This is a genomic window from Thiomicrorhabdus sp. Kp2, assembly GCF_000478585.1.
Lineage (GTDB): Bacteria > Pseudomonadota > Gammaproteobacteria > Thiomicrospirales > Thiomicrospiraceae > Thiomicrorhabdus.
In genome coordinates this window covers 1737080-1755413 of record NZ_ARWI01000001.1, presented here as the reverse complement: position 1 = coordinate 1755413, position 18334 = coordinate 1737080, and the positions used below count along the sequence as shown (strand labels likewise).

Here is an 18334-nt window from a genome sequence, read left to right as displayed (position 1 = left end):
TTAACTAATGCAGCCCTAAACAAGAACCACCATTTGCCATTGGAATACTAAAATCAGAAGCCTCTGAAGCCTTATACATATCCGTTTCAATATGCTCCCAAATAAACAAAATTTTACGCTGTCCAAAAGGCCTGATGTAATGGCGTCCTTCAAGTAAAACGCTATCCTTTAGTTCGTTTCGAATTGTTCTAGGGTTGTACTTGATACGTTCTGATAATTCTTCTGTGGTTAAGTATGTAAAATCCATGCTAAAATCCTCTTATTAATATTAAGTATATAAAACAGATTTTATTCCCATAAAATCTATTTAGAATAAATTTTACACACTTAAAATATATTTACAAGCATTTCTGTTTATTTAATGTAAACAAAATATATTCTACATTCATTTAAAGCTTATAAAGGAGGGTAGATAATGATTGATTCCAAACTATCTACACTGATGGGAAGTAAACGATTAAAAGTGATTGATGTGGCAAGAGAAATTGAAGTTAACCGGAGTTCCATTGATAAGCTTTACAACAATCAAGCGAAAAGAATTGATTTGGAAACACTAGACAAATTATGTAAGTTTTTAGATTGCACGCCAAATGACATACTAAATTTTACAAATGAAGACAAATAGAGTCTTTTAGTCAATGTCCAAGCAATCAGAAATGTTTTGTCTCTAATTTGTCTCTAATTTGTCCCTGGGTCTTATTTAAGATTTTTTCAAAATAAAGTTTGACAGCCGCGAAGCCCGTCCATATAATACGCCCATTCTATTTTGGCCACATAGCTCAGTCGGTAGAGCAAGGGATTGAAAATCCCTGTGTCCCTGGTTCGATTCCAGGTGTGGCCACCATATTTTATAAGTTGTTTAAGCTTTAGTTTAGATGACTTATTCGCGGGAGTGGTGGAATTGGTAGACACGCCAGATTTAGGTTCTGGTGCCTTTGGTGTGAGAGTTCGAGTCTCTCCTTCCGCACCAATTCAAAAACCTCGATTGATTCGTCAATCGGGGTTTTTTTATATCTAAAATTTAATGTTTAATCAATAAATAGACTTACCAGGCCTGGTAAAAATGAATTGTCCTTAATTTCGCACCATTATATTCGGGTTTATTAGAGTGGTTAAAACCCTGACTCCCTAATTAACACGGCCATAATTTTGTCCCATAGAATGCTTAAACCACTTTTTGGGTCTGCTTCCACAATAACTTTGCCTGCGGTCTGTTGCATCCACTGTTTTTCTGGAAGATTTGTGGTTTGGAGTTTGATTAAAAAATAGGGGGTTTCAGGCACCATTTTACCTTCTTGGTTTTCTCTGACTCCTAAACTTCCGCCGTAAACGGAGCTTAAAATTTCATATTCCAATTGCTGTATTCCCATTTTTTCTATTGAAGTAACCATTAAATCTGCTTGTAGCTCTTCGCCATGATTGGCAATAAAAGTACCTTTGGCACCAGCAGAAACGGCACTTATTTGATTTTCAGGTAAAAAGGCAACCAACTCAATGTCAGTTGGTGCTACCACACCGATAAGGTGTTGATTAACACCTACACTTTGCCCTATTGTCATTGTTTTAAGGTCTGTGACAACACCATCTATGGGTGATGTTATTTGTAAGAGCTTCTGTCTTTTTTTAAGCCCCACGAGCGCTTCTTGTTCTTGTTGGAGTGCTTCTTGCAACACGTCAACTTGGTATCTATCTTCGGAAAAAGTAGCGATACGGTCTAATTTTGACTGTATTTTGGCAATATTGAGTTTTGTCACTTTTATACGAAAATCAAGTTCTGGTGAGGTCAACTGAGCGAGCTTTTCACCCTCTTGCACCGTTTTCCTAGACTCTACATAGATGGCAACTAGTGTGGCGGGTTCAGGGCTATACAATCGAATATAGCTACTAGACTTATAGACGGCATCTAGAGTGATCTGTCTTTGCCATGGAATAACCAGTAAGACAATTAAGCCAATAATCATGCTTGCGGAAGTTATTGATTTACGATTTAGCGTTATCTCTTTTCTCATCTTCCACCACTCAATAAGTTCTTTTTGTATTGGAAGCAAAATGAACCAAACAATTTCTATTATAAATAAGATAATGCCTAATACTTTGAAAGCAAAGAAATAGACTAATAACGCAATACCGAGAAAAAGAAAAAACCGATATATCCAGGTAAACCACGCATAGAAAATAAGAGTTCTTTGTAACTTTTTCGGCAAGGGTTCTGGTGCAGGTAGGTCTATTCCAAATAATGTTTTACGTAAAGCCCAACGACCTAAAGCAAATGAGCGCGACTGTAGGTTTTCAACACCCAGCCAGTCTGAAAATGCGTAATAGCCATCAAAACGTAAGAAAGGGCTGGCGTTAATAATTAAGGTACTTACCCAGGTTGTTGTTGCCAATACAAAAGCTGCACTTTTTAACATACCGTCAGGTAAAAAGCTCCAAAAGAAAGTAGCCAGCATGGCGATATATAGTTCAACCCTAACCCCAGCCGTAACAATATCTAGTTTTTGGTAACGTGATTGTAGTTTCCAAGCGTCGGTTGTATCGGTATATAGAAAGGGAAATAAAACCATAAATGCAATTCCCATTGAACTGACACGACAACGATATTTTTTAGCAACGTAAGCATGGCCCAGCTCATGAAATACTTTTACGATAATCAGCGTAATAATGTAAAAAGCCAGACCTTCCCATGACCAAAAATAAGAAAAGGCATTTGTGAACTCATCCCATTGACGCAGGGTTAATAAGATTCCAAGTCCACCAAACATCAAGATAATCCATTTGATTTGTGGCTTAAAAAGCCATTTTACGTAGGGATAAGTTTTTTCTAAAAAGCCGTCAGGCCTAAATAATGATAAGCGTATAAAAAGGTAGTTGTGAATTAACCACTTGAATAGACTGTGTTTTGATGCTTTTTCACGTTGGCTTAATCGAGCAACATCTTCACTATTACGATGAACGGTAAGCCCATTCACAGTCAAAAACTCACAAAATGCGTTAAGCTCTGACTCATCAACCTCTGTACCTTGGTTTTGTAACTCTACAAGAAATGTGGTTGTTTCTTGACCGTTACGCCAAGCGGACATTAATGCAACTGCGGTTTGACTAAGGGTGTAATATTTGTTGACCATAGGATCAAACAATAACCAGCGTGGTGAACCGCTTTCATCTGAGGTTCCTTGTAATAACTTTAAGTTTTGACGAATGGTGGGTAAAAAAGACTTTTCTTGTTGCGCTTGTGAAAACATGCTACTACCAACCCAGCCACTGCCTTACCGAAGTAATAGGCCGACGGAATAGATAATAAAATAACGTAACTGATTCACCATAAAGTTTTGCCGTACCTCGCATACCGATACGTACAGATTTTAACGCTGTCTCATCATTCTGAAAACGGGCAACCAACTTATAAGCGAGAATGCCTTGAGGTGTTACTTCTGGCATATACGTCATGTAAAGAATATTCACATCTAAAGGGTTAAGAGGATCACTGTCTAAAAAGAGCCTTACAGGCGTTTGATGATTTAAAACAATAAAATCCTTAACTGGTAACTGCACCTTTAACTCAAAACGTTTAGGGTTAGCAATTGAAAGAATTTTTTCACCAATTTGAACAGGCCTTCCTTCCCACTCCTTGGGATCATTCATAATCACAATGCCTGCATCTGGCGCGGTAAGCTGTGTTTTTTGTAAAAGCTCTTTGGCATAAGCCATTTCGGTTGCTTTTAAATCGACATTGGCCTGCAACTCTGCTAGCTTGGATTTGTCATTTTTATTAAGAAATCCTCCTCTTTGAGCAGTTGTTAACTCTGCCTTGGCTTTCAACCAAGCTTTTTTGGCTATGGCATAACGACTTGACTGCTGGGTATCATCAAAAACGACCAGCAAATCCCCTTTATCAACACTTTGCCCAGGAATCACTTCTATGTTTCTAATTGCACCTTGTAGCTGAGATGTCATTTGAATAGGAGATTTTGAAACCACTTCTGCAGGAGCAATGACACTTAACTGAACAGGCAATAAACTGAGCACTACTAAAAACAAAAAAGCATAAAACCAAACCTTACGCTTTTTGATCCCCGTTGAGAGCCAACGGCCTGCACAGCCTTTTCTAGAAAGACAGTTCATCGCATGAGCAGCGGTTTTAGAGATATGTGAAAGTAGCTCGGTGTCTTTATTTGAAAATGGAGTGCTTCTGGACAGTAGCACTCCCCCTTGAAGCGCTCCCGAACCTGACGGTAAAACGAGGGGAATCCAGAGTAAATGACCAAGAAAAAAGTCTTGAAGATCTTTAACATCTTCTTGTGACCATAATGCTGAATTTAAAACAATAGGCTCTTGTGAAGTACAGCACTCTGTTTTCTTAGAGAGCTGGTTCTCTAACCAATTGACAAAGGGTGCGGTAGAATCAACGGAAGCATGATCACTGATTGTAACGACTTTGAATCGAGCCTCACCATTACCTTCAAGCAACACCGCCAAATCATAGTCGATTAACTGACGGAGTTCATTTGTTATTATAAAACCAAACTCCGCCAGAGAGTCGCTTTTTCTTAAATGATGCTCTATTTGAATAAGAGCTGAAAATGAGGCAACGATATTGCTCATTAACTTGCCAATAACGCCGTTAATTTATCTCCATAACTATTTTGAATACTCATCTCATTTGATAATTGCTCACTCAAGCCTATAGGAGATAATGCCGCTTGCACTAATGCTGGGTCAGCCAACTGTTCAAGCTCTTCCTCTTCTTCTTCAAAACTCAGTTCAATTTCAAGAACCCTAACTTCTCCAGATGTTCCAACCGCGTTAATTCTGATTGAAAGTGTTTTTACACCTTCTGGTGGTGATGCTTTAATTGAACCCGTTGTCTTATCCACACTTACCCAAGCTGGCAACTCTGTACCATCACTCAAAGTTGCGGTATAAGATTGAGCGGTTTCGGTATCAAAAATTGACACCTCGACAGTGTCTCCCGATTTAATGACTTCAGCAACGGCTAAACCTGTATTTTTAATGGTTTCTGAACGTTCGCGATCAAAACTCACGTTACCATCCGTACCAACGTTAACGGCTATCTTAGTTGTTTGATCACCCTGTGGGGTTGTGTTGGTAACAGGGTCTGGAACATTTAAACCTGAACCTTCAAAACCTTCCCCACTCACAACTAGAGGTTCACTAACAAAACCTTCTTGTCCAGCGGTTGAATCAACTAAACCATCTGGTAAGTCACCTACACCAACCTCAACAATAGGCGCAGTATCATCACCTAAATTCACTGGAGAGGTAGGAGAACTTGGTGGCGTTGTTGGAGCAGCTGGTTCGGGAGGTGCGGTAACCGTCATCTCAAAAGTTCTTGAAACTGTGGCTCCTTCTTTATCGATAGCGGTAACTTCTATGGAAAATATACCTGGAACTAACGGTTGTCCAGAAAGCTTTCCAGTGTTTTGGTCGTACACAACACCGTCTGGCAAGCCATTAACTGCATAGGTATGTTGGTCATTGACATCAACATCGCCAAACCAGCCTGTGACATCAAGAGAATAAGGTTCAGAAAAACCTAATACCACTGAATCGTAATTATCATTGATAATGATAGGTGCATCATTTGTGCCATTGATTGTAAGGATTACCGTATCACTTGCCGTTGCATTCTCTGAGTCTGTTACCGTTACCGTATAAGTTAAGGCAATGGTTTCACCTTCAGATAAGAAATCCAAATCAACGCCAGAAACGTCATAATTCCAGTTTATGCTGCCAGGAGACAAGTCCTCTCCAACAACTTGGAAACCATCTAATAGAGTCTGTTTGATGCTTGGGTCTAAAGTCCCATGACTCCAGTTTATGTCCTTGGTGAAGCTAATATCAAGGGTGTCCCCTTCGTCAACATCATTAAAGGTGACTGCACCAGAATCCGATAAATCGACAGCAGAACTATCATCAACCGTACCAAAACCAGACCCTTGCTGAACGGTAACGGTTGGTGTGTCATTAACCTCACTAATCGTCAAATTGATTGTTTGACTTGCTGTTTGCGCAACTCCATCTCCAGAGTTTCCAAGGTCATTTACAAGAACAGTCAATTGATCACTACCGTTAAAGTCTTGGTTTGCTGTATAACTCAGACCATTGATTGCATTTTGAAGCTCAGTAAGTGTTCCTTTTACCTTAATATGGGCAGACTGATCTGCGCCTTCAAGTAGCTCCAAGTTGCTATTTGAACCTAAAGTTACAGCACCATGATTAACACTCAGTGTAAGAGTCATCTCTCCATTTGCACTGTCAACATCATTTAAGGTAATTTGATTACCATTACCACTACTGAATACGAGTGCAGAATCTTCGGCAATTGAGGCCGAATTGTTTGCCTGCACTTCTGGTGCATCGTTAACAGGGGTAGTAACAAGCAGTATTTGAGCGATATGACTTGATTTGCCATCCCCAGAATTATATTGATAAACAAAAGTTTCAATGCCATTGAAATCTCCATCTGGAATATAACTGAAGCTTGCAAAGTCAGTACCTAATACTTGGTCATTATTTAAAATCAGCTTACCGTGCTCTAGCTGATAACCAATCTCTTCTGGATTGCCATCATCATCAATATCTGCAGTAATAATCTTACTGTTGTCAAACGGTGTAATAGTTCCAGCTTGCGTCACATTACCGCTTTGATCCGTTATGTCTGGTGAGCCCGTACCGATAGTATAAGTTCCTGAGTTGTCGTTAATATCAGCCACTAAACCGCTCATATCAACCAAGACAACACCATCTTCTGAAACGGTTACATTATCACTGTTTGCATTTGGAATAGCAGGTAGAACCGTCACTTGGCGACTATACTGGAACTCGCCTCCAGCTCCATCTGTTGCCGTAATGGTTAAGATATCAGGCCCAGGAGTGACAATGTCATTGCCACTGCCAGCTTGATAAATCAGCCCTCCATTAGCCAATAAAGTATTATTAATCTGCTCAATCGTGCCTGTAATGGTTACATTGCCTGTTCCGTTATTTGTAATATTTGCACCAGTCAAACCGTTTGGAACACTTGTATCCACAGTTAACTCACCATATAAGCTTGTAGATAACTCCACGGTAAGCTCATTATGATCAAGATCACTCATTTCAATGCCAGGTAAAACAACCGTACCATCCGGGTTCGTTTGCACAACTTTCTCGACAATATAGCTACCTGAACTAATACTAATTTCAGGTAAATCGTTCAGCGTTTCAATCTCTACCGTCGCTTCTTTTGAACTGAATCTCGCTGTGGTCTGTCCATTATTACCACCGTCATTCACCTCAATAACCACTGTACGAGACTGCTCACTCAAATCATCTGTGGGATTACTAAAGCCTATCGAACGAGCCAAAGCCTCAACCTGAAGTGAGTAAGCATTTTGATTCAAGTTAATGCGCAGCGGTTGTCCCGCTTGGCCATTTTGCTGACTATCAATGCTTCCTATCAGGGCTCCAGATGAATAGACATTACTACCATTCAAGGTGATACCGTTAGTTTCAATAATGCTAAACTGATCCGCAAGCTCTCCATTAAGGGTCGTTTTAAAGACAAGACTTCCGCCTTGATAAGACAATCCTTCTGGGTCTTCTAGAGTAATAGATCCATCGACAATCACAGGGCTGCCATTTTCAAAGAATGTAACCTGACTTGCACCGCCGCCTAAAATAGGAGCGTCATTTACCGCTTGCAAATCAATTGTGAGTGTTTTTGAATCGTATGAACCGTTTCCATCCGTTACTGTAAATGTAAACGTTTCTGTTGTAGAACTGGTTAATGCATTAATCGCATTTTCGTCAGGCGTATATTGATACACACCTGTGCTTTTATTAATTTCTAGAGTTCCAAAAGTGCCCGCCTTTGAGAAAGAAGAACCCATATCGGTTCCGTTATCAATACTGTACTCAAAAGTGGTATTACTATCTGGGTCTGTTGCATTAAGCTGATTCGTTATGGTGTTGAAACTGTCTTGTCCATCGGTATCGGTAAGATAAATGGTATCTACAGGGTCTAACGACACTGAATCATTTACCTCAGTAATCACCAAACCTTTAGAGCTCGTATGCGTTATAGGAGTGTCATCGCCTGAAGCTGTAGTAATGATAATATTTTTATTAACCGTGCTATTCAACGCACTCAAATCAGCACTATCTTGGTATGTCACTTTATGGGACAAAGCTTCTAAAACAGAAGATTCCAAACCACCAGCTGCGTTGGCCTGCGTGACTTTAACGTCATCAATAAAGAGCTGCGCACCTAAAAGCGTACCGCCTGTCGCATCCCAGGTACCAGAGACAAATACAAACTGGTATTGTCCAGACTGACTCACCGCTATGGATTCTGTTGCCCAATTTGTTGTGACACTCGCTGAACTTGCTGTCTCATTTAAGATAATTTGATAGTTTATTGGGTCATTAACATCAATGATATAACCAAAAACATCATATGCATCTCCGCCACCTTGAGCTTTCCAATCAAACTGAACTGAATCTCCAGCCTCTAGCGCAACAGAAGCATCAGAATAGATATAAGGGCCACGAATCACTTCAAATCCCGTGTTCGACCACATAGTGGAGTACATCTGAATGGAGTTATCTCCATTTCCATCTTGGTGTACATAAGTTTTATATGTTGAAGAACTTAGAGTTCCCGTGTCATCAAGCCCATTGGTTGTTCTAGGCCAATCTGTATCTACTGGAGTTGGTAAACCGTCAATCGTATCCTGACCAAATATGACTCGGTCATTGACGATTGTCCATCCATCAATATTGATGATGTCACCTGTTTTTGAACTTAGCAGGCCTGCTGTTGAGAGGTTGAAATCACCATTCGTAAAGTCCACGCTAAAGTTAATTCTTAACTTTTGGCCATTTTGACCATTGAATGTACCATCAATTTGGCCAATCACTTTTGCACTACTACCGTCACCTAAGTAAACGGTATTACCAACCACGCTGACCTCACCATCTACCGTTGAGGCAGAACCATCATCTTCAAGCCCAAGAATCTCTGTGGTTGTTACTGAGTCGATTTCAAAGTCAATATAGCCGCCACTATAATCTTCAGCTGTATCAATGACCGTATCGGTTAATGGCAAGATAGGGTTTGCTTGCTCAACATATTGAGCAGCAACTTCAGGTGTAGCCGTAACATTAATATTTAATTGCACGCTATCAGACAAATCCCCGTCCGAAACATTGATAGTAAAGCTTTCAGATGTATCCGCATCTAGAGCATTAATAGCGCTATTATCAGGGGTGTAGGTATAGTCACCCGTTGACGCATCAATGGTTAAAGTGCCATAAAGACCTTGAATGCTCTGAACACCACTGCCATTGTCATCAATCTGATAATTTAAACTGCCACTATCAACATCACTGGCCGAAATAGTTCCTGTTATATCACCATAAATATCGGCACCTTTGCCATCAACAATGGCGAGTGCACTTGGAGCTGAAACAACTGGAGCATCGTTAACGGCAACAGTAGTCAATGTCGCGGTCACTACTGAGCTATCTAAATAACCATCATTTACCTGCCAAGAGATTGTTTTACTCGCATCGGTTAAGGCTTCATCACTCGATTGGAAAGTTACGCTTCTTAAAGCAGATTGCCATTCTGCGACCGTTGCTGTATCACCTGCTGATGAAAGTGTTAACAGACCATTAACAGAGTCATAGCTCCCTTGAATATTTCCCATTGAAATACTGTCGTTCACAAACAGCAACTCGTCATGACTTGTGTCAAAATTACCTGTAATTGAGATGGTTGCCGTTGATAATGTTACACCATCATCTGAAATACTTAGCCCAGGAGCTAAGACCACAGCACTTGCATTTTCCGTATAGCTCGGCGTATCAGAAACCGTAACCACAGGTTTATCATTAACCGTCATGGTGGCATTTTGAGAAATTTGCACAGATGACTCACCTGGCATGCCGCCGTATTCCACAATCGCATACGTTAAATTGCTACTTGCAGAGGGCAAGTCGTTCCACTGCCCAGGAACTGCACCACTTGCATAAAATTGCAGAGCGTCTTCATTACCTCCTGAGTCATTTGGCTCCCCACTATTCCAATTGGAGTAAGTTTGAGTTACTGGGTTATCATTTCCTATTGAAAATATCGTTCCAGCTTCAGGCCCAGTTACCCACTTCCAAGTTCCCTCTGTTTCCGAGTCTGAACCACCCGCCCAGCCATCTTCTGGGAGTTTAGATAAAATAAAATCATTTTCTTCTTGTGAAGTTATTGTTGCCAAATAACCTTGCATGCCATACAAAGTTAAACTTTCAGCATAAACTTTAGCTGCTGCCCAGGTCTGTTGGCCATTAGGCAAAGCAACGGCTTCATAAAAGTGTCCATTATCTTCAAATGGAATCGCCGAACCAATAGTAAAACTGATTGAGCGGTCTGTACCATCCGTAGCTGAAGCGGCTAAAGTTACACTTCTTAAAGCCTCTTGATACTGAGAAACCGTTGCTGTACCCGTTAACGTTAAAACACCTGTACTTGCATTATAGGAACCCGAAATCCCATTTTGATTGATAAAGCCGAGTTGATCACCCGAAACAAGGTTATTCAGCTGTACAAGGGCACCAGATATTGTGGTTGAATCAATGTCGGTAATGGTTAAATTAGGGGCAATTACCGTTGCTGAATTATCGTTTACAACATTAAGCGATCCTATGGTTAATACAGGCGCATCATCTACCGCAGTCACAGAAGTGTTTAAATTCGCCGAACTTGCTGATACAGCAGAATCAGCTCCTGTGTCACCATTGACGGTATCATAAGTTTCGCGCGTCGTCCCGCTGGTAAATGTGATGGTATTATCAGAACTATCTACGGCATGAACACTCAAGCTACCAGGGGTACCGCTATATTCAGCGGCTGGAACAAAACGCAGACTGGATGAACTCGATAGCAACAAGCCATCTGTCGTCGAAACGCTACCAACAGAATACCAGTTACTACCATCTGTCGAATATTGCCATTCACCTTCAGCGACAGAAGAAGAATCCGCCGTAATGATAATTCCAGACAGACTATCAGCGGGTGTATAGGATGTATCGGGATCACTCAGCAGAGAATCAAAAAGCGAACTAATCGTTGCACCAGACGGATTCAAGCTATCTTCCGCTACCGCAGCCAGAGAGCCATCCCCACTAAAAGAGGGAGCGTTATTCAATTGATTAATCGTCAAAGACGTTGTTTGAGAGCCAGTATTGCCAGACTTATCAACCACACTTACCGTTAAATTGCGTGTTTCAAGAGAGTCCACACCCGTATTTTGGTACTCAACCTGTCTTGCCAGGTCATTCAGTACCGTATCGTTTACCGTGTCACCAAAAACCTGAAAATTATCAATGTACAGAGAGCCACCAACCGCTCTACCGCCTGTAAAGTCATAAGTTCCTGCTACAAAAACAAAGTACCAGTCTCCAGAAGTTGGCACGACCACAGACTGTGTAGCCCAGTTAGTCTGCCCAGAATCATTTGCACCCGTTGCATCTAAAACCGTTACATACTCAGAGCCATCCGATTTCATCATATATCCATAGGCATCAAAAGCATCTCCACCAGCCGCCGCTCTCCAGTCAAAATAAAGGGTATCACCCGCATTTGCTTCAAATGTACTTGAGAAAGCGTAAGGGCCATGAACAACATCATAACCATTTGTTGTTTGGCCTGAATTGTACAAACGCAGAGAATATTGGCCATCTGTCTTTTGGTCTGATGACCACTGAGAAGAGTACGTCATGCTGTTCACTGAACCTGCATCATCGCCTGAATTTGGTGGATCAGTTAAATCATCAGGTGTGGTGTGACCATTGATTACGGTTGTACCAAGAATGACTCGGTTCTCACCGATAGTCCAACTATTCAAACTATCCTCAAACGAAGGGTTAGCAAAATTGGACTCAAAATTAACTCTCAAGTTATTACCATCTTGGCCATTATAAACGCTGTCAATCACACCAATAAATGTACCAGAGTGGTAAACATTATCACCCACAACCGTGATATTTCCGCCACTATCTAACGTAAACTGATCGCCACTGTTTGAGCTATCAACGCGAAATTCGATATAACCACCACCCAACTCACTTGAACCTGAAAAGGAGATATCACTATCAACGGTTATAGCAGGGTCACCTTCATCTATAACAATCGGACTAAGGTTACTCACCGAAGGCGCACCTAACTGTCCAGCATAAGCCGAGTAATTTATGGTCTGAGTTTCAATAGCGCCTATATTCAACTCTAAATCCCAATCTCCGCCAAGCGTATTCGCACCAGTGAGGTCATCCGATGCGGCAATGTCTGCACCTGTCAAATTCGCTAACGAATCGACAAAGTCACGCCCGTTACCATCGGCTCCAACATAACAACCATAGAGCATGACATCACCGCTCTCAGTTAAAGTGCCGCCAACGCGGGAAAGTAAATTTGAATAATCACTAAGATTGTCGCGATTTAGTGTCTGCGCACCGAGAGTAAACTCACCAACATCCCCGTGAGATAAAATATGAATGGCATCATAATCTTGAGCTGTTTCAGCCCACATTTCCAGCTGTGTTAGGCCATCATAATCGCCTCCAAGCAACTGAATTTCTACCCCTGCATGAGTGCTGTCAATAAGGGTTTGGTAATTGTCTAACCCTGTATCAATAAATACCACCTCTTTTCTGCCATTATTGGCCGCTGGATCAGCCGCTCTATATTGGGTAGGGGCTGGAGCTTCTGGTCGTGTAGGCGCAACCGATGCAGAAGTATCAGCTTGCTCTGTGGCCTGTTGGTCTTGTAAATCAACATCCGAAACAATGGCATCTGCTGCTGTGGCTACAGCTGCACCATCCAACAAAACCCTTGCTTCAAGTGCTGCAATAAGAGGTTTACGTTTAGCGTAAAAACTTGCTTGATTTTTTGAACGAATGTCTGACATGGAATATCTCCTCAAAGACCTTTAATTATTTCGGTCAAATAAATACTAATAACTTTCATGGATTTATCTATTACCGAAATGACTTTTATTTTTTAGCACTAACATTTTGGCTACTTACGGCATGCTTTTTGGAGCATCAAACACCGCAGTCGCACTCATGCCAGCTACAATACCCTTTGTCTGTAAGAGTTCAGCTCTCACCTCTAAGGTTTGGCTTACGCCATCAATTGTGGGATTTAAACCAGTTACTTTTGCCTCAACAATTTCACCTGTTTCATCAATGCTTAAATTCACTTTTTGATTAAGCTTGATATTTTTCACCCACTTTCCTGGAATAATGATTTCAGCCTGGAGCCTCTTAGTACCAATAACTTCAATAAGAGGTTCTTGACCAGCCCGCTCTTGTTCATTGACTAAAACTTTCACGACTTTTCCATCATAAGGCGCCTTGATATAACATCGTTGAGCGTTAATTCTAGCAATCTGCATTTCGGCACGCGCTTTTTCAAGCTCGGCTTCAGACAATGCAACGTCGAGCGCACCAATTGATCGCAACTCATTTAATTTTTTTGCATTTTTGAGTTTTAAGTCTGCAAGTTTAACTTCAGACTGTACTTTGGAGAGCTGAGCCTCAAAGACTCGGCAATCGAGCCTGACCAAGGTTTGCCCTTTACGAAATGAATCGCCCATTTTTTTTGGTACCGAAACAACCGTTGACACTAACTCGCCAGATAACACTGCTCGATCCACCGCCTTTACCACAGCTCTTGCTTCCATAGATTGAGCAAACAACACACAAGGAAACAAACATAAACCAAGACATAGAAAACCAGAAACCTTGTTTTTGATGTGCATCATTGTTATTTTTCTGCTTTAATTTCGGCAATTCTTTCTTTGTAAATCGCGTCACCCTCCAAGATATTTATATCAACAAAAAGCGGCACTCCAACGGATTCTATATATCTTTTAACCGCCATTCCTCTACGCATAACAAGGCGGCGGTTATAAGATTCTGGAAGATCAACTTTGTCCGTATCCTTAGAAGCATAAGGCGTAATAATCACCTTCTTGTACCCTAATTCAACTGCTTTTTTAAGGTACTGCTCTAACTCTTCGGTTTGCGTCACTTGCATCGAATCTAAATCAAAACCGATTACTGCTATACCCATTTTATCTTCTGGCTCGGCAAGTTCAGTTTGACTTTGTCCAGCCGTTTCTTCAATAGAGACTTTTTTAACAGCAGGCTTATTTTTTTGCGCAACTCTTGCTTTAGATTCCGTCATCTCTCCTGCTAAACTACCTTCAAAAGTAAAGGTTCCAGTTTTCCAAGCTTGCATCTTGCTGTCAATTTCGCTGGAAAGCATATTAAGATCTTTGTTTTTATAGCCAGAATCAATTAAGTCTAAGCCAATAGAGGTAAATATCTCACCAAAGCTATTTTGCATATCTGAATATGCAACATCACGGCGTAACTCAGCAAGTAATTCATTCATTTTTTCACGAATCAGCCCTAATTCACCCATGTTTTGCATCTGGTTAGAAATTACCGCTTGTTCACCTATGCGTTTGGATACCTCATAATATTGATCTGCAATTTTGAAATTTTTCTTAGACTCATAAAAACGAATATTTGAGATATGCACCTGTGAGATTACGGCCATTGAGCTGGCAATAGCTTGCTCTTTAACCAGGGCTTTATTAAGTTCATTAACTTTATCCACATTGTTCACATTGAAAACATTCAATAAATTCCAACTAACTTGAGCACCAATTCCTTGCCAGTCGTTGTTTAGTAGATAGGCGTTATCATCATAATAAGCACCTGCGTTCAAAGAGATTCCAGGCAATAAGCGAACCATAGCGGCTTTTGTTTCTTCAAGAGTGATTCGCTCACGATAGTTCGCCTCAATCAACTCTGGACGTTGCTCTATAGCCACCTTTTCCATGAACTCTAAATCAAACGGAATACTCATATCTTTGTATGCAAACTCGTCAAAACCTGCCAATTTAAAAGCTTGGCCTGGCTTCACCCCCATTAAACGTGACAAGTCCGTCTTAGCGGTTAATAGGTCCTGACGGAGAGATTGCAAAGTTCTCAAAACCTCTAGGAGGTTTCGCTGATATGAGAGCGCTTCCATGGGTGACTGCGCTCTAACTTGTTCTATCTTCTCTGCATCTGCTAATGCCGAAGATGCTTCTTTCATAAGCGGTTCTATCTTTTGTAGAAGCTTTTCTGCAGAAACTGCACGAAAATATGACTTACGCACATCTTGAACAATGTTATGTACAACCTTACGCTCACGCTCTTTAGCAATTAAATATCTGTCTGCCTGTTGTTTTGCACGAATATAAGAGAGTCCAAAATCTAAAACATCCCAGGTAAAACCAATATTTTGGGTACTGCTAGCTTTGTCTTGAGAGACTGAATAGGATGGCGGACTCGGTAACGGTTGAGGTTTACCATCCACAAAGGTCGTGCTTGCAGAAGCCGCATAATTATTTCTTTCAGAATAACCTGCTTTTGCTACCAAACTAGGTAACATGTCGAAATTATTAATATCAAGCTGACCTTGAGACAATACAGACTCAAGCACTTTGAGCCGATGTTCTCTATTATGTTTAATGGCTCGAGCAATTGCGTCAGACAAATCAATTTTGGAAATAATAGGAGGGCTTTGTTTTATTAAAATATTTAAGTTTTCGTTTGCTTTATCAGAAATTTGAGATTGAGAGAATTTTTCGGGATAAACCGAACAGCCCGTTAACACTGCAAAAATACCGCTTAGTAGTATTAAATTTTTTACTTTGAATTGTTTGGACATCTTTATCATCTCTATTCCCAAAATTTATAAAAAAACACGATACTCATAAGTATTTGCTAATGAATTGCACTTAAAGACGTGTATAAGAATACTTAACTTTAACTTAAGTTATGTAGTCAAATAATTTCAATCAATTCCTATCTTTTTTTGCAAAAAACTTATTTTGAAACAATATAAGTTGCTCAAATAAATGCATATAAAACATATTAATATCCATATCAAAATTAATAAATGTCCTGGCAAATATAACAACCTAAGTACATTAATCTTATAGCGGGTTAAATAGGCCGTCACCATCAAATTAGGTAAATTTAGGAAAAAACGAGATCTAACAACTGTAAAAACGTGCATATATTCTCCCAAACATAAAAATTCAAAATAAATACAGCAAATTAAGACAAAAACCGCTGTTATTACGTTTGCAAAAAGAATTCACCAGGCCTGGTAAAAGTTGTAATGCCGTTTATTGTGTTTGGACTCTTAAGAATTAAGCGCAGTGAAGATAATAAAGTCGATTTTCCGCTACTTTCAGAAGATAAGTAGCGATGGTTATAAAAACGCAATGAGCGATAATCATTTTTAGCGCTATTTACATCTCTCTTAGCCAGTAGAAGCCAAAACCTGGAATCACTAAGGCGTTGTTATAGATTTCTGGTTGTTGGCGGCTTTGTAAGTCAAACAGTTGCCCTTGATCATAACTTCCCCAACTACCGACGTCTTCTAGATCTAACTTTTGTGGTTGGTTGTTAAAGTTGGCCACAACCAACACTCGGTCACTAGACTGCTGTGGATTAAATCGGCTAAAAACAAATAAATTTGGGTTTCCTACATCGATTAATTCACGGTTATTGAAATCAGCAAACACATTGACTTCTTTACGCACAGAAATCATCTTTTTAATTCCGTTAAATATTTCATATTCAATGGTTCCTGTAACATGTCGAAGTTCTGCTTTTTCCCAATTGATGCAGGGGCGATGAACCCAGCGATTATCATCGACTTTATGAGGATCATCGAGGTAGGAATCATCATTTAAAGTGCCAATTTCGTCCCCATAGTAGAGTAGTGGAATACCACCAAAAGATAAAATCATGCTATTTAGCAGCAAAATCTGTTTAACAGCATCTTCTTGTGCGGCCAAGTCGCCAGTATAGAACGCATATTGCAGGCCTGCTAATGAAGCAAGCGAACCTGAAATCCGCGAGTCACCTGTTTTAAAGTTCTCCGCGAAAGGCAGACCACGAGCGTGAGAGTCATCATAACGTCCAGTAAGATAGTCAATTAAAAAACGACGGTGCGATTGCGGATTATAACCCGCTTGAATAATGTCTTTGTCATCAAAGCCTAGACCAATATCGTCGTGACAGCGAATGTAGTTTAACCAGGTTGCACGCTCTAATTTAACGGGTAAGCTTTTAATACCTTGGGTTAACAATTTGGCATTTTTAGTTGCCACGGCATCCCAAAGTAAAGCCATATAAGTTGCGTTATAGGCGATTTCACACTCTTTAGCAATGACCGCATCTTCACCAAAATACTTGGTGACTTCTGAGGGAGCAACAATGGCTTCAGCAATAAACAGAACACCTGGCGCAACCACTTGGCAACAATCTTTAAGCAATTGTAATATCAAGTGAGCTTCATGTTCATTTTGACAGGTACTGCCAAGTTTTTTCCAAAGGAATGCAACGGCATCCAAACGCAGGATATCAGCCCCTTGATTTGCCCAGTAGAGAATGACATCAAGCATTTCAATAAAAACGGCTGGATTATTGTAATTTAAATCCCATTGGTAATTATTGAATACCGTCATGACCCAACGTTGCATTTTGTCATCCCAGGTAAAGTTTCCTGGTGCGGTTTCTGGAAAAACTTCCAACATGCTTTGCTCAAACATATCGGGGATATTACGAGATTCAAAGGTGTAATAGTAATCACGGTAAACGGGGTCACCTTCACGGGCTTTTTCGGCCCATTCGTGTTCGTCCGAGGTGTGGTTTAAAACCACATCTAACGCCAGCAACATATCTCGTTCACGCATCTCTGTAGAGAGATTCTGTAAGTCTTCTAGGGTTCCAGCACGACTATCCACCTCTCTAAAATCACTGACGGCATAGCCGCCATCACTCTGCCCTTCTGGACATTTCATAATGGGCATAATGTGAGCCAGATTGACACCAAGCTCTTGCAGATAGCTTAAATGGCTTTGCATATCATTTAAGTCTTTAGCAAAACCATTCGCATAGAGCGCCATTCCCACCCATTTTTGATGTAAAAACCAGTTATGGTCTCGTTCACGATCAATGTCTAGCTGTTTTAAATCATCTAAACGATTAATGTATTTTCGAGCCATGGTTTCAACTAGTTTTAAAGCCTGTTGTTCAAAATCTGGGCGATTACCATACAGCTTAGAAAACAAACCATGAATGGCATAAAAGTTTGCACCAAGCCGTGTATAGAAATGGCGTAAATCTTTTTGGTAAATATCTGGTTTGATTTGGTTGAGGATATCGTTCAATAATGAATGGGAGATTTCTTCGTACATAGGCTTTT

8 protein-coding genes and 2 tRNA genes are annotated in these 18334 nt (G+C 40.4%); 3 read left to right on the top strand and 7 right to left on the bottom strand.

Annotated elements, in window-relative coordinates:
- Nucleotides 1-4: 4 nt before the first annotated feature.
- Complete coding sequence (locus A379_RS08100; protein WP_040727384.1) at nt 5-247, bottom strand: hypothetical protein; 243 nt, start codon at nt 245-247, stop codon at nt 5-7.
- Nucleotides 248-415: 168 nt separating this feature from the next.
- On the opposite strand from A379_RS08100, the gene A379_RS08095 reads away from it, so the two are divergent.
- The 3 genes from A379_RS08095 (at nt 416) to A379_RS08085 (ending at nt 970) form a co-directional block, all read left to right on the top strand.
- Complete coding sequence (locus A379_RS08095; protein WP_040727382.1) at nt 416-625, top strand: helix-turn-helix transcriptional regulator; 210 nt, start codon at nt 416-418, stop codon at nt 623-625.
- A 143-nt stretch (nt 626-768) separates the two neighbouring features.
- Nucleotides 769-844: transfer RNA gene (locus A379_RS08090), tRNA-Phe, on the top strand.
- Nucleotides 845-886: 42 nt separating this feature from the next.
- A tRNA-Leu gene (locus A379_RS08085) sits at nt 887-970 on the top strand.
- A 142-nt stretch (nt 971-1112) separates the two neighbouring features.
- Here A379_RS08085 and A379_RS08080 read toward each other — a convergent pair.
- From A379_RS08080 to A379_RS08055, 6 genes are all read right to left on the bottom strand, one after another.
- Nucleotides 1113-3242, bottom strand: a complete 2130-nt coding sequence (locus A379_RS08080; protein WP_040727380.1) for an HlyD family efflux transporter periplasmic adaptor subunit — start codon at nt 3240-3242, stop codon at nt 1113-1115.
- 4 nt (nt 3243-3246) lie between these two features.
- Nucleotides 3247-4602, bottom strand: a complete 1356-nt coding sequence (locus A379_RS08075; RefSeq protein WP_040727379.1) for an HlyD family secretion protein — start codon at nt 4600-4602, stop codon at nt 3247-3249.
- Nucleotides 4602-12959 (bottom strand): DUF4347 domain-containing protein, encoded by an 8358-nt coding sequence (locus A379_RS08070; RefSeq protein ID WP_040727377.1) that lies wholly within the window; start codon nt 12957-12959, stop codon nt 4602-4604. The genes A379_RS08075 and A379_RS08070 overlap by 1 nt, the downstream gene beginning before the upstream one ends.
- A 114-nt stretch (nt 12960-13073) precedes the next feature.
- Nucleotides 13074-13817: an efflux RND transporter periplasmic adaptor subunit gene (locus A379_RS08065; RefSeq protein WP_051145095.1), complete on the bottom strand. Its 744-nt coding sequence runs from the start codon at nt 13815-13817 to the stop codon at nt 13074-13076.
- A gap of 2 nt (nt 13818-13819) precedes the next feature.
- Nucleotides 13820-15781 carry a TolC family protein gene (locus A379_RS08060; RefSeq protein ID WP_081696376.1) on the bottom strand — a complete coding sequence of 654 codons (1962 nt, stop codon included), beginning with the start codon at nt 15779-15781 and terminating at the stop codon, nt 13820-13822.
- Nucleotides 15782-16370: 589 nt separating this feature from the next.
- Complete coding sequence (locus tag A379_RS08055; RefSeq protein WP_040727375.1) at nt 16371-18326, bottom strand: alpha-amylase family glycosyl hydrolase; 1956 nt, start codon at nt 18324-18326, stop codon at nt 16371-16373.
- Nucleotides 18327-18334 lie beyond the last annotated feature (8 nt).

Bases quoted from the DNA above. Each gene is read 5' to 3' on its own strand.
- A379_RS08100 (WP_040727384.1), bottom strand. From the start codon at position 247: ATGGATTTTACATACTTAACCACAGAAGAATTATCAGAACGTATCAAG.
- A379_RS08095 (WP_040727382.1), top strand. From the start codon at position 416: ATGATTGATTCCAAACTATCTACACTGATGGGAAGTAAACGATTAAAA.
- A379_RS08080 (WP_040727380.1), bottom strand. From the start codon at position 3,242: ATGTTTTCACAAGCGCAACAAGAAAAGTCTTTTTTACCCACCATTCGT.
- A379_RS08075 (WP_040727379.1), bottom strand. From the start codon at position 4,602: ATGAGCAATATCGTTGCCTCATTTTCAGCTCTTATTCAAATAGAGCAT.
- A379_RS08070 (WP_040727377.1), bottom strand. From the start codon at position 12,959: ATGTCAGACATTCGTTCAAAAAATCAAGCAAGTTTTTACGCTAAACGT.
- A379_RS08065 (WP_051145095.1), bottom strand. From the start codon at position 13,817: ATGATGCACATCAAAAACAAGGTTTCTGGTTTTCTATGTCTTGGTTTA.
- A379_RS08060 (WP_081696376.1), bottom strand. From the start codon at position 15,781: ATGTCCAAACAATTCAAAGTAAAAAATTTAATACTACTAAGCGGTATT.
- A379_RS08055 (WP_040727375.1), bottom strand. From the start codon at position 18,326: ATGTACGAAGAAATCTCCCATTCATTATTGAACGATATCCTCAACCAA.